The sequence below is a fragment of the Butyricimonas sp. BSD2780061689_150309_C8 genome, from assembly GCF_015560935.1.
Taxonomy (GTDB): domain Bacteria; phylum Bacteroidota; class Bacteroidia; order Bacteroidales; family Marinifilaceae; genus Butyricimonas; species Butyricimonas paravirosa.
Genome location: NZ_JADMSV010000018.1, coordinates 33,522 through 52,412 on the forward strand (window position 1 = coordinate 33,522; position 18,891 = coordinate 52,412).

Annotated in this window: 14 protein-coding genes; 9 read left to right on the plus strand and 5 right to left on the minus strand. The window is 44.1% G+C overall.

Translation table 11 applies throughout. From position 1 onward, the window contains the following. Positions 1-6: 6 nt before the first annotated feature. Positions 7-1,044, plus strand: coding sequence for a TlpA disulfide reductase family protein (locus tag I2I33_RS13540; protein ID WP_087421204.1), 1,038 nt, complete (start codon positions 7-9; stop codon positions 1,042-1,044). Positions 1,045-1,127: 83 nt separating this feature from the next. Here the strand turns inward: I2I33_RS13540 and I2I33_RS13545 are convergent, their stop codons facing one another. Then, on the minus strand, positions 1,128-1,625 hold the full coding sequence (locus tag I2I33_RS13545; RefSeq protein WP_140402589.1) for a hypothetical protein: 498 nt from the start codon (positions 1,623-1,625) through the stop codon (positions 1,128-1,130). A 224-nt stretch (positions 1,626-1,849) separates the two neighbouring features. Here I2I33_RS13545 and I2I33_RS13550 point away from each other — a divergent pair, with 224 nt between their 5' ends. From I2I33_RS13550 to I2I33_RS13570, 5 genes are all read left to right on the plus strand, one after another. Next, complete coding sequence (locus I2I33_RS13550) at positions 1,850-2,407, plus strand: RNA polymerase sigma-70 factor (protein WP_087421206.1); 558 nt, start codon at positions 1,850-1,852, stop codon at positions 2,405-2,407. A gap of 289 nt (positions 2,408-2,696) precedes the next feature. Beyond that, entirely contained in the window at positions 2,697-3,866 is a 1,170-nt protein-coding gene (locus I2I33_RS13555; protein WP_087421207.1) for a FecR family protein, read from the plus strand. A gap of 96 nt (positions 3,867-3,962) precedes the next feature. Further along, positions 3,963-7,670, plus strand: a complete 3,708-nt coding sequence (locus I2I33_RS13560; protein WP_087421208.1) for a SusC/RagA family TonB-linked outer membrane protein — start codon at positions 3,963-3,965, stop codon at positions 7,668-7,670. Positions 7,671-7,702: 32 nt separating this feature from the next. Beyond that, on the plus strand, positions 7,703-9,307 hold the full coding sequence (locus I2I33_RS13565; protein ID WP_162613785.1) for a RagB/SusD family nutrient uptake outer membrane protein: 1,605 nt from the start codon (positions 7,703-7,705) through the stop codon (positions 9,305-9,307). 98 nt (positions 9,308-9,405) lie between these two features. Beyond that, complete coding sequence (locus I2I33_RS13570; RefSeq protein WP_087421210.1) at positions 9,406-10,560, plus strand: TlpA disulfide reductase family protein; 1,155 nt, start codon at positions 9,406-9,408, stop codon at positions 10,558-10,560. A 214-nt stretch (positions 10,561-10,774) separates the two neighbouring features. On the opposite strand, the gene I2I33_RS13575 is transcribed toward I2I33_RS13570, so the two are convergent. The 4 genes from I2I33_RS13575 to I2I33_RS13590 form a co-directional block, all read right to left on the minus strand. After that, positions 10,775-12,253, minus strand: a complete 1,479-nt coding sequence (locus I2I33_RS13575) for a glycoside hydrolase family 10 protein (RefSeq protein WP_087421211.1) — start codon at positions 12,251-12,253, stop codon at positions 10,775-10,777. 133 nt (positions 12,254-12,386) lie between these two features. Continuing rightward, entirely contained in the window at positions 12,387-14,255 is a 1,869-nt protein-coding gene (locus tag I2I33_RS13580; RefSeq protein ID WP_087421212.1) for a tetratricopeptide repeat protein, read from the minus strand. Between the two features lie 112 nt (positions 14,256-14,367). Continuing rightward, a complete protein-coding gene (locus tag I2I33_RS13585; RefSeq protein ID WP_087421213.1) occupies positions 14,368-15,426 on the minus strand; it encodes a BF3164 family lipoprotein in 1,059 nt (352 codons plus the stop codon). A gap of 6 nt (positions 15,427-15,432) precedes the next feature. Next, the gene (locus I2I33_RS13590) at positions 15,433-15,666 is read right to left on the minus strand and encodes a hypothetical protein (protein ID WP_087421214.1); all 234 of its coding nucleotides are present in this window, start codon (positions 15,664-15,666) and stop codon (positions 15,433-15,435) included. A gap of 168 nt (positions 15,667-15,834) precedes the next feature. Here I2I33_RS13590 and I2I33_RS13595 point away from each other — a divergent pair, with 168 nt between their 5' ends. The 3 genes from I2I33_RS13595 to I2I33_RS13605 all read left to right on the plus strand — a co-directional run bounded on the left by I2I33_RS13595 (position 15,835) and on the right by I2I33_RS13605 (position 18,890). After that, positions 15,835-17,208 (plus strand): sensor histidine kinase, encoded by a 1,374-nt coding sequence (locus tag I2I33_RS13595; RefSeq protein WP_087421215.1) that lies wholly within the window; start codon positions 15,835-15,837, stop codon positions 17,206-17,208. A gap of 18 nt (positions 17,209-17,226) precedes the next feature. Continuing rightward, a complete protein-coding gene (locus tag I2I33_RS13600) occupies positions 17,227-17,925 on the plus strand; it encodes a response regulator transcription factor (RefSeq protein WP_087421216.1) in 699 nt (232 codons plus the stop codon). Positions 17,926-17,996: 71 nt separating this feature from the next. Then, positions 17,997-18,890: an Rpn family recombination-promoting nuclease/putative transposase gene (locus tag I2I33_RS13605; protein WP_229128301.1), complete on the plus strand. Its 894-nt coding sequence runs from the start codon at positions 17,997-17,999 to the stop codon at positions 18,888-18,890. Position 18,891 lies beyond the last annotated feature (1 nt).

Genomic DNA, 18,891 nt, shown 5'->3' on the forward strand with positions numbered 1-18,891 from the left:
GAAGATATGACGAATTATTTGAAATGCCTGATATTGCTTTTGTTCGTGGGAAATCTGGCTATCGCGGGGGAGAAAAAGGTGCGTTGCGTGATTCGTGGCGAGTTGATCGGTATGGAGGCAAAGGAGGTTCTTTTAGTGGATGCCACGGTGGATTCCCGTTACCACGGGACGTACGTTCCGGTAGAGAATGGACGTTTTAAATACGTGCTGGAATTACCGCACGTGGAGGGTTACAAATTGATCTTTGTAACTAAGAATCCGAGAGTGTGGTATACCGTCCCGTTTATCGTCGAGAACGGGAAATTGCATATCACGGTGAATGTCGATAAGAGCTACGAGATACGGGGAGGAATTTTTAATGATAGATACCGGAAATATCAAGAACTGCAACAACAGGAGATCGGCTGGAAACGTTTTTCTTTTATGCATAAATTCTGTGCGGGGCAATGGGATGAGTTGTACTATTTCCTTGTGGTGGATGAATTACAACGGCGTCAGGTGTATCAGGCGGAGTTGGACGATGAATTGGAAAATGCTTATCACGTGTTGGCAGAAAAATTCGCATCCAGTAAATATACCTGTTTGGGAAAGATGTTAATCGACGGTTTTCATTCCGTGAAACCGGGCGGGCATTATGTGGAATTTGAGGCTCCGGATTTGGAGGGGCGTGTGGTAAATGTTTCGGAGGTGATCAATGGGAAAATTGCGATCATTGATTTATGGGCCTCATGGTGTATGCCTTGCCGGGCAAAGGCGAAAATGATGATCCCGATTTACGAGAAGTATAAGGATAAAGGTTTCGAGATTGTCGGTGTTGCTAGGGAATTCAAGAATACCGAGCGGATGAAGCAGGCTATTGTTCAGGATAAATACCCTTGGTTGCAACTGGTCGAGCTGGATGATGGGCAGAAATTGTGGACCCGTTATATGTTGGGAAATGCCGGGGGCGGGGTCTTTCTGGTCGATCGGGACGGGACGATTCTTGCCGTGAATCCGAAACCGGAAGAAGTACAGAAGGTTTTGGTGCAGAAATTGGGGGAATAGAAGATTTTTATTCATAAATAAAGCCGAATCATTTCTGCTAACGAGAAAATGGTTCGGCTTTATGATTTGATCAATATATGGGATTACTTGTGTTTGTCACAACCGCCGCAACCTTTACATTCGTGGTCTTCATTTACAGTAGCAGGGTCGCCGTGGCCGCCTCTTTGTCCGCCACGTTTATCCATCATCTCTTTCCGGCGTTTTTCCATTTCTTGTTTTCTCTTTTCCAGATTAGTCAAATAAGTTTTATATTGCTCTTCTGTCAAGATTTTCTTTAGGGAAAGGTTTTGCTGGTCTTCCATCTTTTTCATGTTGACCATCACGGAATCTCGTTGTCCTTGATATTTTTTCATGAGTTCCTCTCTCTTCTTGAGGTTTTCGGTAAACAAATCTTTCACCTGTTTTTCTTGTTGCTCGTTGAGTTTCAACTCGGTTTTCATTTGTTCAACCTGTTTCTTTACCATTTCTTCGGGGTTCATGTGACCTCTTTGCCCGCGATGTTGTGGGCCGTGTTGTTGTGCGCTTACTCCTAATGCCATGAAAAGAAAAAGCGACGAGATAATTAGGGTTACTGTTTTCATACTTTGTTTTATTAACGTTTGTAATGGCATGGAATTTAGAATTTTAAGTGGTCGATAAATTTCATGCGTTTTAAAAATGCATTTACATTTAAGACAAAACGGGAGAGAAAAGGTTTATTGCCGGGTCTCTCTATTTTTATATCTCGTTCTGAAATAAAAGTTTTATCTTTGTAAACGGTTGGGAAGGATAAAAGTTAGATCGAGTAGTTTTAAATAATATCAATTTGGGTGATAAAGAGCTAGATATTATCATTGATTTTTCTCAAGGGGACGAGAAGGCTTTCCGTGTCTTGTATGACAAGTTTGCGGTCGCATTACGTTATTTTGCCGCAAAGTACTTGAACGAGGACACGATGATTGATGATGTCGTGCAGGATGCTTTTGTCGATTTATGGGAGAAGAGAGCTGATTTCCGGGGGGAATATGCCGTGAAGGCTTATTTGTATAAAGCCGTCCGGAATGACTGTCTCAATTTGATGCGCCATCAGCAGGTGGAGGATAAATATGCTAGGCGGGTGGTAACAGAGGGGGAGGATTCCGAGTCATTTCTGGATCGGATTCTGGAATCGGAGATATTTCAAATCCTATCGGATGTCTTCAACGAATTATCCCCGGCATGTAAAGAAGTTTACCAGATGAGCCTCGACGGGAAAAGTCATGAGGAGATTGCGCAAACGTTGAATATCTCGGTCAACACGGTCAAAAAGCATAAGAATAATGCCAATCATTATATGAGGGAACGGTTGAAAAACGTTCTTTCTCTACTAGTCTGGATTTCCTGAATACTTACTAATACTAGGGTTTTACTACTGTAATACTAAGGTTTAACTACTTAACGGACGTTACAAGACCTATTCTTTAACCTTTCCTCGTCCTTCCAGAACGGCGATGAAAGGGTGATGAAAGGGAGATAGAAGGGCGATGGGGTATTATAACCTTGTGAAAAGGGTTACTTAACCCTTGAAATAGGGTATGATTAGAAAAATATTTTGATTCGAATAAAAAATAATTGTTTTTTGTATTACACCAAATGAAAGTTTGCGTGCTTTAGTATAAAATGAATATCAGAATATGGAGATTCAGAATAATGACCGGATAAAACAATTGGTCGTCCGTTACGTGAAAGGAGAGTTAAGCGAGGGGGAAATGGACGAGCTAGAGCGTTGGAGAGACGAGCGAGCGGAACATGAAGAGTTGTTCCGTAACGTGGTTTCCATGGAACGATTGGAGAGCGGGATTCGTCGTTTCGTGAAGACCCCGGAACAGCAAGAACTGGAATGGAACCGGATTTTAAGCCGGACAGTACGGAAGAAACGATCTTCTCGGAAAATGTTGTGGATGCGTTATGCAGCCATGTTTATTTTGCCTTTGTTGGTAGGTGGGATCGTGTATCTTTCGTGGGATAGTACTCGGGAAGTGAAGTCGGAGAAAACTTCTTCACGGATTGTTCCCGGAGCATCCATGGCAGAATTGGTGTTGCCTGACGGTACGAAAGTGATGTTGGATCGGGAAATGAACAGGGCTTTGGAAGAGGGCGTGAGAAATAGCGGTGATACGTTGAATTACACGGAGGTTGTTTCCGGTGGGCTACAAGATTCCTGCGAGATATATCATACACTGCGTGTTCCTCGCGGGGGAGAATATACTTTGGTGTTAGCTGACGGAACAACGGTTTATCTGAATGCCGAATCGGAATTGAGATTCCCGAAACAATTCAGGGGAAAGAAGCGGAAAGTGTACTTGACGGGAGAGGGATATTTTGACGTGCAACGTAACGAGAAACAGCCTTTTATTGTCGAGGCGCAGCAGGTGGCGATTCGGGTGTTGGGAACTTCGTTCGGGGTACGGGCCTACACGAGGGAGGTGAATGTGTTGACGACTTTGGTACAGGGACGGGTGAACGTGGAGGCTGACGGGCAACAAGTGGAGTTGAATCCCGGGCAGCAAGCTGACTTTAATCGAGAAAATGACCGGTTAACCGTGGCCGAGGTTGATGTTGAACAATATGTTGGTTGGAAAGATGGCCGTTTGGTATTTGATAACAAGCCCTTGGAATTTATTTTGGAGGAATTGGGCCGCTGGTATTCGTTCGATGTGTTTTATACGAACAAGGAGTTGAAAGAAATTCCTTACTCGTTGAACATCAAGAAACATGAGGATATTGCTCACGTGCTGAAATTTATCGAACGAACCGGGAAAGTGAAGTTTGAAGTGAATAAAAACATGATTATTGTGAAATAAACAAAGAGCCGTGCTGCAAACACTGCTCCTTGTCAAACTCGTTCAATCCTGCTGCAAACAGGAATTGAATTATTGTAGAATCTTAATTACAAAGTTATGAAAAAAAATCTTTATGCCTGCATGGACAGGCATAGAAAAGTAATGAAGCTTATTTTAATGATGAAAGCGACGTTTATTTTATCGGTTTTGTTTGCGCTGCAAGTGCATGCCGGGGTTTATTCCCAGCAGGTACGGTTGAGCATGAACTTGGAGAAGGCTACGATCAAACAAGTTATCGGGGAGATCAAGCGGAACACGGAATTCAGTTTCGTGTATAGCGATGCGGATATTGCGGGAATGGAATGTGTGGATGTCTTTTTTAAGAATGAACCTGTTGAGAATATTTTGACAGTATGTCTGAAAGGGACGGGATTGAAGTTTGCAATCGAGGAAAAGACAATTATTATATGGAAGGGTACTCCGGTGAAACAGGATGTGAAAGAGGAAAGAATATTGAAAGGGCGAGTCGTTGATGAGAATGGGATGCCTCTGCCGGGAGCAACCGTGATATTGAAAGGTACGGCGTTAGGAGTTGTTGCGGATACAGCCGGAGCTTTTAATATTATGTTACCGAAGGAGGGAAAGCATATGTTGGTGTTTTCTTTCGTGGGAATGAAAAAGCAGGAGATTCCGGTGACCGATAAGGAATTTATTGAAGTTGTGCTGGAAGAGGATAGAGAGGCATTGGCAGATGTGGTGGTGACGGGATACCAGACGATTGCCAAGGAGCGGGCAACAGGAGCTTATTCGATCGTGGATGAGGAGACGTTAAGGAAGAAACCGACGTCCAATCTTGCGCAAGCGTTGGTTGGGTTGGTACCGGGATTAACAGTTGTCAGCGCCCCCGTGGATGGGCAGGTGCGGTTTGCTATTCGGGGGCAGGGCACCATATCTCAAGTCTCTATGGGAAATGCCAATTTTAAGCCGGACAATGATCCGTTGATCGTGGTGGACGGGTTCCCGATCAGTGGCTATAGGCTTGATAGCGACCCGTTTTCAACGATTAACCCGAATGATGTAGAATCGGTGACGGTGTTGAAAGATGCGGCGGCAACTTCTATCTACGGTGCACGTGCTGCCAACGGGGTGATCGTGATCACTACGAAAAAGGGACGAACGGGGAGAAAGTTGGAGATTGCGGCAGATGCGTACTGGTCTGTGAGTTCACGGACAGATTTGGACTATTTGTTCAATATGGCTTCAGCGGAGAATCAATTCCGTTTCGAGGAATTGATGCATAAATATAATCCGATTAATCTTGCAAGTAATGATCCTTACACGAAACTTTCCTCCCGGAGGCGATATATGTCGGCTCCATTCGGTATGCTGTACGAACGGGATAATAAAAAGAATCTCTCCGCGGGAGATTATGAGGCTAAAAAACAGGAACTTATCGAATTAGGAAACCGGGAAGTGTGGAAAGATGATTTGAACGAGTATATGTTCCAGCGGATGATGCGTCAGCAATATAACGTGTCGTTGCGGGGAGGTTCAGAGAAGTTGGATTACGCGTTCTCGGCTTCTTATGATGATGAAGATAGTTACTTGCAAGAAAATGGCAAGCGACGTATGTTGTTGAACTTGGCGAGTAATACCCGGTTGACGAAGAACTTGACGTTCGAATTTGCGGTGAGTACTATGTTTGATCGGGATGAGAACAATGGGACGAGCATTGAAAGTATGCGGGGGTGGCTTAGTCCGTGGACGAGACTGACGGATGACGAGGGAAATTTCGTACACGTGGCAACCTCTCAGACGGTATATGAGCCTTTGTTGATGTCGGGGGAATATTATGCAGGAAAGACTCCGACGGACTGGACGTACAATCCTGTAGCCGACCGGAAATACACGGATAACTATTCGAAAACGATGAATTACAGGATACAGGGAGGTTTTGAATACCGGACAAATTGGGGATTGAACGTGAGTGCCAAGGGACAATATGAACAGCGAAGATATACCAAGCACGTGTCTTACGAGCCGGAATCATTTTACGTGAGAAATTTGTATAACACGTATGCCGAGCCATTAGAGTCCGGGAGGTACGTTTCTTATTTCCCGACCGGGGGTGTGTTTTCGAACGAGGGACACACGTATGAGGCTTATAATTTGCGCGGGCAGGTGGACTATACGATGATAAAAGATAAACATATGTTCAATGCCTTGGTGGGGACGGAGGTTATTTCCGCCACGACGGAGGCGGATCCGAAAGTGACACGCTACGGGTATAACAAATACACTAATTCCGTGTTGACAGAGTTGGATTACGTGACGAAACGGAATAATATTTTCGGGGTATCCGAGTATATGCCTTTCGAGAAATTGGGAAGTCTGTCAACATTGGAGGATCGCTTTTTCTCGGTGTATGCGAATGCATCATACACTTATGACGATCGTTATTCGGTGACTGCCAGTTTCCGTACGGATGCATCCAATTTTCAAGCGGAAGACGTGCGTGATAAATTCTCTCCGTTTTGGTCGATGGGAGCTAGTTGGTTGATTTCGAACGAGCGTTTCATGCAAGAGGTCTCTTGGGTGGATCAGTTGAAGTTGCGGGTATCATATGGTATTGCGGGTGTGGCAGCCGGTAAACAGGGAACGTCCAGCGTGACGACGGTGGCTGTATATCCGGGTAGCTTGGTTTATTCTGGTAACGAGTCTTTTAATACGATCGCTGCACGCGGAAACAACACGTTGACATGGGAAAAGTCGAGGACGCTGAATATCGGGGCGGACGTGGCGTTTTTCGGGCATAAGTTGAGCGGTAGCATAGAGTTTTATAACAAGTTTTCGTACGATGTATTGGCGAACACGACGGTGCCGGTGATTTCACAGGGAGAGACATCCATGTTGTTGAATAATGCAGAGATATTGAACAGGGGAATCGAGTTTTCTATCGGTTCGGATCTTCCGGTAGCGGGAAATTTGATTTGGAGCGGGATGTTGAATTATTCCTATAATCACAATGAGTTGAAAAAATTCGGTTACACGGGGCCTTATATGCCGGTGGGACCTGCATACGTGGTAGGACACCCGATCGGTTCTGTGGGAGTGCTGAAAGCGGTGGGGTATACGCCGGAAGGTTACGTGTTGTTGGAAGGAAAAGACGGTACACGAGAGACCATCATGGATTATAATTTTTCGCATTCGATGGATTACGTGATACCTCGGGAAGGAGAGTCGTTTAATGATAGTAATTGGGCTTATTATTTGGGAACGTTGGCCCCGACGAGTTCATTGAGTTTTAGTAACCAGTTTAGCTGGAAAGGATTGACACTCTCTTTCATGATCACGGGGCAGTTTGGTTATTATGTCAATACGACTTCTTCTGACAGTTTTTCACCTGCTAGTAGAAACTCGGCGGCCTATTCTAAACGCTTGGACAAGGCTTTGGAGGTATATGACGAAGGATACGCCAATCAGATGTCTTATTCCGAGTTGCCGCTTTACACGGATAGTAATGTGGATGCCTTCCGGAGTGGAGAGACATATTTGGCCACGATAGGGGCAGCGATGTATTTTAAGAGTGGTTTCGTGAAAGGTGATCATATTCGCTTGAATGAAGTGTTCTTGGGGTATGATCTACCGGAAAACCTGTTAGCAAAACAAGGGGTGTTCAGTCGGGTGAATATTTACGCACAAGCAAGTAATTTGGGGCTAATTTGGAGTGCTAACGGGAAGATGGATCCAGATTATCCTCTTGGAAGTTTGAAACCAATGCCCGTGTTCACGTTTGGATTGAGACTCGGTTTTAAGAGTTGGTAGAATGATTATGAATGGATAAAACAATAAGAAATATGAAAAAAATATATGCAATTATCGCCTTGTTGGGAACCATGATATTGGGGGCGTGTAGTGACTTTTTGGATGAGCCAACGGACAAGTCGGGTAGCGCTTACATTTATCACATGGATCAGCTTTACGGGCTGATGGGAAGTATTGATCTTTATTTGTTTAACAATATAGATTCGGATACGGGGGAAGGATCTTCTTCCGGGGCTTACTTGACGGAAGCGCTACCGCTGTCAGATGCGGTGGAGTTGTCTCCGGAGTTTTACGTGTACGGGTTGTTGTCGGGAGAGCCTACGACTTACGAGGCGTATTGTTGGCAAGGGGAGACGTTGATGACGTCGGACTGGATGATATGGACTTGGACTCCGGTTTGGGAACGGATTTATCGTTTCAATACGGTGCTGGAATATTTGGATGAGGTCGTGCAGACGACAGCGGCTGTACACGATCAAGTGGAGGGAGAGGCCCGTTTCGGTAGAGCGTATTACCACTTTATGTTGTTGACGCAATATTGTTTGTGGGATGAAGACAAGCCGGGGATCGGTTATCGGGATAATGCCAAGGCGGGAGAGATTCCGGGACGGGAGACTGTCGGTTACACGTTGGAGCATATTTACGAGGATTTAAGGTTGGCGGAAGAAGCATTGACGAGAGCAGGACGTACGACGTTTGATCAGACGCGTAATTTCCGTCCGACAGTACCGACCGTGCAAGCGTTCCGTGCGCGGGTTGCTTTATATCGGGGGGATTACGAGTTGGCGTTGGCGAATGCGACCGAAGCATTGAAAGCCCATCATGTTCTAGTGGATTTCAAGAACGAACCGGAGTACGAGTTGGAAGAGTGGAGTTGGATTAGCGTGTTAGATGAAGAGGGTGAACCGGTGGATGAGATTGTTATAAGTTCTATGTTTGAGTTGGACGATATGGATGTGGAGGCGGTAGCCAAGTATGAAGAGTTGTACTTACCCAACGTGTCTTGGGAAGGGTTAGGGGGAACTTGTCCGATATCAAAGTCTTTTTATGAGCTTTGGGATCGGGAGAATGATGCCCGCTGGATTTATTTCTATAGTTCTTGTACGCCTCTTTTGATGGCTTATGCCAATCTTGTCGAATTGGATCCAGAGACATGGACCGAATATATCACTCATGAAAATTGGCAACGTTTGAAACCTTGGAATTTGTATAGCTATTCACGTTTTGCTGGTAACTCGCTTATCGGGATGACCACGGCCGAGATGTATCTGATCAAGGCTGAGTGCGAGGCTCGGAGTGGCAATACAGGTGAGGCGGCCGAGACGTTGCGAACGTTGAGATACACTCGTTTCATGGACGAGGCGTCTGCCGAGGCCGGAGTAACAGGTAGCGTGCAGGACGTGCTGGATGAGCGATTACGGGAGATGGGTGCATTCTGGAGATTCTTTGATGTTAAACGTCTGAACGGGGCGGAAGATGCCGGTATTTATGTACGTCGTGAAATTTTGACAAACCCTGTTGATTTGAATACGCGTACCGTATTGGAAATTGCCCCGGATGATCCTCGTTGGGCATTACCGTTCTATACCTTTGAAGCGGAGATGATGGGGTGGGAACAGAATGCCGGTTGGAAATAATGTATAGAATGATAAATTGTATAAAATTGAAAAAGTGGGTGGATAAGTGCTTGAAGACGTAAAATATAGACGTGTAATTAATTTAAAATAGGATAAAAATGAAAAGCTTTTTAATATTATTGGTGATCAGCGTGGTGTTCTCTTGTGGTAGTCAGGCGGGATACGTGTTGAAAGGTGAGTTTAAGGGAGCGGGTAACGGGCGTGCCGTGTTATTGATGAGTAGTGAAGATCAGCGGGTGATCAGCGATACGGTGGAAATGAAGGGAGGAAAGTTCGTGTTTGAGGGAGAAGTGCCGGATGCCGGATGGGCAACCGTGGTGGTGGAACCGGAGGGGAAGGAGGGCGTTCGAATGATGTTGGCATTGGAAAATAGCCGGATCGAAATGCGAGGTGATTGGAATAATTTAGGAATGGATGAAAACGAGGAGCTGGCTGTCCTTGGGATGCAAATTATCGGTTCGAAGAATCAAGACGTGTACGAACAAGTGGAGGGGCAATATAAAGCGGTAAAAGAATTGCCGGAGTTTACAAAATTTGCAGAGATACTAGAAAAGGTGCTGGAAACTCCGGAAATATTGGAAGATACTACTTTTTATTGGGAGTATAAGAAAGGGTATGATGTATGGATTGCACGTGTAAAGAAAGAACAGTTGAAAATAATGGCAGCCAATCCGTCCGTGGAAATGGTGGCTTATGAATTGGGTTATATGAAGGATAATATGACGTTGGAGCAACTGGAGCAGGTTTTCGGGCAGTTCGACGTGAAAGTGCAGCAGAGCAAATGGGGAAAAGCGATTCGGGAAAGTATCGAGTTGCGGCAACGGATTGAACCGGGACGCTTGGCTCCGGAGTTTACACTAGCCCGGCGTGATAGTTCTTTGGTGAGCCTTGCTGATTACCGGGGTAAAGTGGTGGTGCTTGATTTTTGGGCAAGTTGGTGCAGGCCGTGTCGGGCGTCTTTTCCTTGGGTGCGGGAATTTTATGAAGAGTATCGCGAGAAAGGGGTCGAGATTATTGGGGTGAGTATTGATGAGAATAAGGCCTCATGGGAGAAAGCATTGGATGAGGAGAGGTTGCCGTGGCCGCAGGTGATAGATGAAATCGAGAAGGGGAGGTCTCGTGTGGGAGGTTTGTACCACGTGTTGGCCGTGCCGATGTTCGTGGTCGTGGATAAAGAGGGAAAGATCGTGGTGCGAGCCCACATGGAGAAAAAGGAGCTGTCGGCAGTAGTGGAGAAAGTCTTGGGAAAGTAACAACAAGTTAATAATATCGCAGGCATGCATATCGCTAAATTATAAACGGCTTCTCGAAACGACGCATGCTTGCGTTTTAGGCGTTGGTTTGGGAAAAAAAGCATATAAAGCGTTGATGCCAAAGGGGGAAGGCTAGCCAGGGAGGTTGTTGAAGGAAATGCTGAAATAAAGGCGAGTGCAAAATAAACAGCGGTAAATTTCACCACGGTGAAATTTACCGTATACCTTTTATCTTCTTTCCTTTTGATTCGTTGTGAAAGCGGTCAACAGCCGTGATCACGTAACGGCATTTGAATTTTTTGTTCGGGATGTAACATTCCGTGTAGCGGGTGACAGCGACGATGTGAGCCGGGTCGTTCAGGTTGATTTTCTGGCCGGGAAAGAAACGGTAGATGACGAAATACTGGGGATTACGGGGATCTTCCCGGTCACCGCGGGCGAACCATTTCACCGTGTAGCCTTTTTCCGAGCGTTCGGCTCGGGGAGAGGCTATTTTCTTGGGACGGCCGTTGTACATGTGGGTATAGGCTGGGATTAATGCGGGGCTACGGTGGTAATGTTCCCGGAGGCTATCGGCAATCCCTCCGTTATTCCAAAGAATCTCGTTCGCGGGCCAGAAACAATTGCCTTTCACGTGACGTAAGGAACGAGCGAGTTCCATCTTTTGGGTGAGATCATTGGCTTTCATCGTGCGGGCAACGTCCTGCCCGATGTATAGGTGAACATCATGAGCATTTTTGTCCCACCATTCAGCCAGCGTGATATAGTCTGCGGCCGGGTGGCCGATTTCCCAGTATATTTGGGGTATGTTGTAATCGATCCATTTCTTTTTGACCCATAAGGTTACGTCGGCATACAGGTTGTCATAGTTCTGCAACCCGTTGGTGTTGCTACCGCTACCGTCGGGAGTACTTTTTTTGTTTCGGTAGATACCGAAAGGACTGATCCCAAAGCGTACCCATTCTTTGGTTGTCACGATGGTGTGTTTCAGCTCGCGGATGAGTTTATTGACATTCTCCCGGCGCCACTCGTCCCGTTCTTCGGGTTTGTAGCCTTTCCCGTAGGTGCGGAAACTGTTGTCGTCCGGAAAAGGCATCCCGTTCACGGGATAGGGATAGAAGTAATCGTCCATGTGAATGGCGTCCACGTCATAGCGGCTCACGATGTCTTCCACGATCCGGCAAATGTACTTCCGGCAAGCGGGTATGCCCGGATCGAAAAGTAACTGTTTGTTGTAGGTAACGAACCATTCGGGATGTTCGTGGTACACGTGGGTTTCTGCCAGCGTGGAGGTGCCGGAAGTCCCGGCGCGAAAAGGATTAAGCCAAGCATGAAATTCCATGTTACGGCGGTGACATTCCTTGATCAGGAAAGCCATGGGATCGAACAGGGGATCGGGGGCAACACCTTGCTTGCCCGTGCAAAAACGGCTCCAAGGTTCTATTTCCGACAAGTACCAGGCATCGGCTTCCGGGCGGACTTGGAAAATGATAGCGTTGATCCCACATTCTTGCAATTGGTTGAGTTTACGAATAAAATCGGCTTTCATCTCTTCCGGTGTCATTTTAGCATATTCGCTCTGGAAAACGGTTTGAATCCATGCCCCGCGAAATTCTCGCTTAGGGGACTTTTGTGCCGATAAGGTGGTTATACCTAAGATCAAAAATAGAATGAGTAACCGGATATGTTTCATGCGTGTTGATTTATGATGTCGCGAATATAGTTATTTGTCAGAATAAAAGAAAGGGAGACTATGATGTCTCCCCAAAGTGATGGATTTAGATGTACTATGGTGTGAATGGGATCCGGTCGATCCCTCGGCGGGATTAATCCAGTCGTTGGATTAATTGTTCCATTTGTGCTTTTATATGTAGTGTTTCTTCTGATTCTTTTTTAGGTTTCAGCGTGAGTATCTGACGGGCACACTCCAGTGTTTTGTCCCGCAGGCCCATTTCAAGGTACAATTGGGCCAGTAGGAAATTGGGATACACAAGGTTGGGAACCATGTGATGTGCTTTTTGAAAATACTGTTCTGCCAGTTGATATTCGCCCAGTGCTTGGTAGCTCTTGCCGATGCGATTATAAATCTGCGGGTCAGGGAGAATTTGTGCCACTCGTTGAAGGATGGCGATACTCTCTTCATGTTGCCCGGTTTGTGACAAGGCGTACCCGTATTCCATGAAAAAATAGGGGTGACGTAGCGTGTTTGTTAGCGGGGCGTATATCTTAGCTGCCGTGGCATATATTTTCATTTTATAGTAAAGACGTCCGTGGGCCCATTGTTTGTATGCTTTGAACATCGTGAACTGGGGGTAAACGATGGTGGTCGTGATCCCGATCAAAAGTAGAGAGGTCATGATCGGTATAACTTTGGGAATTCTTTTTCTTGCGGGCTGAATGTCTGAGGTCCCGAGAGCGATTAATAGTACCAACAAGATCGAGAGGGATAATGATTGAATAGGGGAATTGATGAATCCCGCAAGGATAAAAGCAATTAAGGCTCCCGTGATAGCCAGTTTCTCCGGGTGTTTATCCATGTTCCTGAATCCGGAGAACAGGACGGAAACGATGAGGCCGATAAACAATAATATCCCGATGATTCCCGTGCCGGTTGCCAGTTGAATGAAGTCGTTCACCGGGCAGTTGGGATTTCCGGCAAGGGCTACTTCCTGTTCGGTTGGTTCTCCTTGTTCAAAATAGATTGTTTGGGCATCCCCGAATGCTTTCCGGAAATTGCCGATCCCGACACCAATGATCGGTTTTTCCTTCAGCACTTGCAGGGATATTTTCCAGGTTAACAGATGTTCGTTTATTTCATCCTTCCGTAATCGATAAAAACCGGTGGTAAGCAAGCCTATCACGAGTAAGAGAGTGATCCCGGATATGGCAGTTCTTTTGTGACTTCGGAGTATAGAGGCCTTTATAAAGGAGTGAAGGTCCAGTTTAAAGTACAGGACAAATAGCCCGCTACATCCTGCGATAAACCACGCGGATGGGATTCCCGTAAACGGTAGTATGGATAGAATCCCGATTAGCCCGAGGGCAGAAAGAAGGAATAAAAGAATGTCGTCAACAATTTCCAATCTCACATGTTCTTCATCGGCTTCGGTAAGGAGACGAGAGTAACCGTATTTTAATTTCTGGAATAACGTGATGGTCCAATAGAGAGCTATGGGTAGAGTGATGGCCAGAAACATGGCATAGGAGTTCGTGTGGGGTAGCGAGCCTGAGAGCGTGAAGTCTTTTTGCATATCGGGGATATAGGCGTACAACTGGCAATATCCCCAGATTACCTCCAGTAGTGCAAAAGCGATCAGTACGAATTGGAATACCTTGGTGGCTTTTTGATAGTGGTGGAAAAAGGTGTCGAAGAAGAAAAAGGAAATGATTACTAGCAAAAATATTTTTGCGTTCATCATTTCCATGTTAGAGTAGCGGGATATGTCAATAATCACTACAGTCAAAATCCCTATCATTATTGACTTGGTTATGTCGATACTCGCGACCGACATAGAGTAAAAAGCAAGACCGAATGTTATAACTCCCGTGAGTAATAACGTGGAATAGAACCAGAAATATTTGGCAAGCGTTAGCCCGTTCATTCTGTCAGGATCAATTACCAGTATGGTCATAACCAGTAATATGAATCCGGTGAAAGCGATCGGGTATGCTATGTCTCGTGTTTCTCTTGCCATGGTTTAATCTAACGATTCAATTCTCCGTGGTATTATTTGCCGTTTCCGGGTAAAGGTCCTTGGAAGGAGACCTATCTGAGACATCATTCCAAGGCCTGGTCTCACGCGGAAATTAATCCAATGTATATTTGATTAACACTGAATTCGGGTTGTTTGTCAAACCGTAAATTGCATTCTCTTCTTTGTTGAAAGAAATAGAGGTGAACGGATTTCTTAATAAATAAGTGTGGACGTGATTGCCCTCCCAGTCGAACACAACAATCCGTTCACCGTATACTATCTGGTCTTTATATTTGCGGTAACTTCTACCGGAATACAAGGCGTATATGTACTCGTCAGTAATTTCAATATCACAGAACCCGAAGAGATTGTCTGTGGAATAGGCAACGGGCGTTCTCCGCATATTTTTAACTGTGGCTTTCGGAGAATAAAGATTCAGCTCGGCAACGCGAGTGATATTGGTGCAAGGTATGAGAGAGCAGAAATCGATGATGCCACTCTGCATATTCGCACAGACAAATTTTGTTCCGTCGGGTTTTATCTTGATGATATTACTGGCAAATAAAGCACTTCTTAAAGTATCGTTTATAGTGCGATAACTCGGTATTTCCGGGTAACTTAAAAAGTATTCTTCGCTATTGTTGTTCATTAAACCGTATCTACCTTCGTCAAACATTCCGGTAGAGATAATTGTCGAGCCTGATTTTGCCACGCAAAGGTGTTTTTTATCCTTGGGCATATCAATAAATTTAGGCCCGAATTCAGATTGTCCGAAGTGATTTAGATCGAATTCAACTAATCTGTCATTTCCAAAGTCATAGGCGGAAAGGATTCCTTTGTCGTCGAGGGTCATCGTGAGAATATAGAGTCCCCGATCCGCACCCATTCCCGTTGGCAGATAACTACCTAGTAACTTCCCGTTTTCTTGGTATATGGAGATTTTATTAAGTCCGTTTCGATCCAATACAATAAACAAGGAATCCTTCTTGATAATTTTTGTTGGGTTATAGATTCCAATTTCATCTAAGTTAATTGTTTCTCCTAATTGGTTCAAGGAGATTGCACGACTTGTACTGAATAATGGATTATCCTGTTTAGTAACCTCGTGTTTCTCTTCAGAACAGCCGAATACGAGAAATAAAGCTATAATTATAAATGCTACTTTTTTCATGATATATTATTCGAGTGATAAACCTGCGTAAAATACGGGATTGCCATCTTTGTCGTATGTCATACATACTCCTCCGGGAGATTTGCATGGATTGTCATCATCATCTTCGTTATTTCCAAATGCTTCGATATTTTGGATTTTTATATCTATATTCGTAGAATCTTTCCTTAGACCTACATTTGTTAATGTAAGTACTAATGTTATAGATATGAAGATTATTATTAATACTATTTTTTTCATTTGTACTGGTATTTGATGTGAGACAAAAATAGAGGATGGATTTGATTTAAATTGTATCAAATTTGTATCTATTTTTTGTTAATTTATCTAAATGGTTTTAGGCTGTGCTAATATGTGTAATAGAGAATATTTTCTATATTTTTGTGTGTATTTATAAAACAAGGGTTTATGAATAGAAGAATTCATGTTGTTTGGGGTGTTTCGATTTTTGCTATACTTTGTTTGTTGATATTTCAAGGTTTTTGGCTGAATAGAATGATTGAGTTCAAAAAAATAGAGTATTTGAATTTGATTAATAATATTTTATCTGGAGCAATAGAATCAGGATTTGAAGAATATGTGGTTGGAAATCGAACTATATCTAAAAATCCTGTACGTGTTAGTATTCATTCTAGTGATAATACCGTAAAGTTTGTTTGGAAAGGAGACACGACAATTGTTGATTACGATAAGGATGCTGGTTATCTAGGTGTGTTTCGGAAAGTATGTTATGACTTGATACAAGAACAGTCCTCTGAAAATATTAATATGTTAGATAGTGTATGTGGTTCTATTTTTAGGAATAATGGTATTAAGGATGAATATGTATTAGAATTAGTAGATACAAAAAGTGGGGATATAATTGCATCAACAGGTAATAGGGCTTTGGGGATAGAAAAGAAACTTGTTTCTAATATGGTGGAATTAGGATTGAAAAGTCATCATGGTGTGATTGTTTATTTTGATACACCTTATAGAACGTTTTTTACCCAAATGACAGGAGCTCTAATTAGTTCTTTTCTCTTGTTAGTTTTGTTAGTCGTGTGTTTTATTTACCAGATCAAAACGATCCTCGTTCAGTACCAAATATCCAAGATTCGGGAAGAATTTATGAGTAGTATGGTTCACGAATTGAAACTTCCGTTATCTGCCGTGCAAAATGCTTTTTCCGGGATTATTTCGTATGGAACTGAAAATTTGAAGGATGCACAGAGAATATTGTTAAATGCGGCGCATAAACGGGTGGATCAATTGAATAATTTCGTGTATAAATTATTAATTGTTTGGAAACAAGGGTTTAAAATATCGTGGAATAGATTAAATTTGCGAGAAACTATTGATTCACTGGTTGCATTGTTTGATCCGATGTTAATGGGAAAGAATGTCTCTATCAAGGTTGACTATCAGTTGAGCGTTGATGTAATTGAAGCGGATGATATTCATTTCCCGAATGCCATAAGTAATTTGATAGAGAATGCTATCAAGTATTCGGGTGATCCGGCAAAAGTAGAGATCGAGTGTAAAGAGGTGGACGGGATGGTTGTGATTGCCATTAAAGACAACGGGATTGGAATTCCGGAAAAGTTGAAAGAGAAGATCTTTGAACGGTATTACAGGATTCACCGCGGGCGTTCGACTGATGTGCATGGTTTCGGGATCGGGTTAAGCTACGTGAAACAGGTAATCGAGGCGCATGAAGGTGTGATTCGGGTGGAAAGCGAGGTCGGTGTTGGCACGACTTTCACCGTGATGATCCCTTTGGTGAAAGATGAGAACGATTAACAGTTGACAAACGGGAAAATGATTAAGATTTTGTATGCCGAAGATGACGCCATGCAGGCGAAAACGTGTATTGATTATTTGAAAAGAGCCGGGTATAAGGTGGTTCATGCTGCCGATGGAGAACAGGCCTTGTGGTTGTATCGCAGGGAAACGCCCGATTTGATCTTGATGGACGTGATTATGCCCAAGATGAGCGGGTTCGAGGTGGCCAAAAAGATTCGGGAAGAGGATTTTTCGACGCCAATCCTGTTTATCAGTTCCTTGACACATTCTCAACACGCTATTGATGGTTTTGACCTTGGAGCGAATGACTACATACGTAAAGAGGTACTTCTGGATGAAGTGGGTGCTCGGGTGAACCGGTGGTTGAGGAATATGGGAATGTTGAAAGTCGAGACCGATTTCATGAAGATTTCAGATGATGTTTCGTTTAACCCGATTCGTCGGTACTTGATTATAAAAGGGGAGACGAACCAGCTGACTCCTATGGAGGCAAGAGTGTTGAAAACCTTGTGTTTGAAGAAAAATCAATACGTGAGTAAGGATGAACTGGTCAAAGAGGGATGGGGTAATGATTTTAAAGAGTCCTATCGTTACTTGGATAGGGTGATCGCTCGTTTGAGGAAGTTCTTCCCGAAAGGTGATCCGGTTGAGATTGCCACGTCGTGGGGGAAAGGGTTCGGGTTGATGGTTAAGAAAAAGACTTCTCTGCAATAGCAAAAGCGACTCTAAATGATGGATTTATCGAAATAATGCCTATCTTTGTAATAGGTATAAAAAGAATAGCCATGAGATCTAATTTAATACATTTCGATTGGGCGATGAAACGCTTGCTTAGGGACAAGAGTAATTATGTCGTTCTGGAAGGATTTTTGTCAACGTTATTGCAAGAAGATATACATATTTGTCGGTTCTTGGAAAGCGAATCCAATCAATCGGATGCGAGCAACAAGTTCAATCGGGCAGATATTCTGGTGGAGGATACCAAAGGAGAATTAATGATTATTGAGATCCAAAATAACCGTGAATTGGATTACTTCCATCGGATGCTATACGGGGTGTCTAAAACGATCTCTGAATATATAGGGTTAGGCGACGCTTACAGTGAAGTGCGAAAAGTCTACTCAATAAATATTGTTTATTTCGATTTGGGACAGGGTAAGGATTACGTGTATCATGGGAAAACTTTGTTCCGGGGATTGCATGACCCGAACGACGAGTTGAAATTGTCTGTCCGGCAACGGGAATTATTCGTGGGTAAAGATGCTGGAGACGTGTTCCCGGAGTATTACGTGTTGCGAGTGAATGATTTCGATACGGTGGCTCGGACGCCTTTGGATGAATGGGTCAAATTTCTCAAGACCGGAGAGATTGACCGAACTGCCACGGCGAAGGGATTGCCTGAAGCGCGTGAACGTTTGCGGGTGGATGCCTTGCCGGAGCATGAAAAACGTGCTTATTACCGGGATATGGAAGCTTTACGTTATCAAAAAAGCGTCATTGAAACTGGTCGGATAGAAGGAAGAGCGGAAGGAAGAGCAGAAGGAAGAGCAGAAGGATTCGTGGAGGGAGAAAAGAGGAAACAACAGGAGATAGCCGAAAAAATGAAATCCTCGGGGATAGCTTTAGAGACGATAATTCAAATAACGGGTCTTTCTCGTGAGGAGATAGAACAATTGTGAT

Coding starts and splice junctions, on each gene's coding strand:
- I2I33_RS13590 (WP_087421214.1), bottom strand. CDS start 15,666: ATGAAAAAAATAGTATTAATAATAATCTTCATATCTATAACATTAGTA.
- I2I33_RS13545 (WP_140402589.1), bottom strand. CDS start 1,625: ATGAAAACAGTAACCCTAATTATCTCGTCGCTTTTTCTTTTCATGGCA.
- I2I33_RS13600 (WP_087421216.1), top strand. CDS start 17,227: ATGATTAAGATTTTGTATGCCGAAGATGACGCCATGCAGGCGAAAACG.
- I2I33_RS13570 (WP_087421210.1), top strand. CDS start 9,406: ATGAAAAGCTTTTTAATATTATTGGTGATCAGCGTGGTGTTCTCTTGT.
- I2I33_RS13560 (WP_087421208.1), top strand. CDS start 3,963: ATGAAAAAAAATCTTTATGCCTGCATGGACAGGCATAGAAAAGTAATG.
- I2I33_RS13555 (WP_087421207.1), top strand. CDS start 2,697: ATGGAGATTCAGAATAATGACCGGATAAAACAATTGGTCGTCCGTTAC.
- I2I33_RS13605 (WP_229128301.1), top strand. CDS start 17,997: ATGAGATCTAATTTAATACATTTCGATTGGGCGATGAAACGCTTGCTT.
- I2I33_RS13540 (WP_087421204.1), top strand. CDS start 7: ATGACGAATTATTTGAAATGCCTGATATTGCTTTTGTTCGTGGGAAAT.
- I2I33_RS13565 (WP_162613785.1), top strand. CDS start 7,703: ATGAAAAAAATATATGCAATTATCGCCTTGTTGGGAACCATGATATTG.
- I2I33_RS13595 (WP_087421215.1), top strand. CDS start 15,835: ATGAATAGAAGAATTCATGTTGTTTGGGGTGTTTCGATTTTTGCTATA.
- I2I33_RS13580 (WP_087421212.1), bottom strand. CDS start 14,255: ATGGCAAGAGAAACACGAGACATAGCATACCCGATCGCTTTCACCGGA.
- I2I33_RS13585 (WP_087421213.1), bottom strand. CDS start 15,426: ATGAAAAAAGTAGCATTTATAATTATAGCTTTATTTCTCGTATTCGGC.
- I2I33_RS13575 (WP_087421211.1), bottom strand. CDS start 12,253: ATGAAACATATCCGGTTACTCATTCTATTTTTGATCTTAGGTATAACC.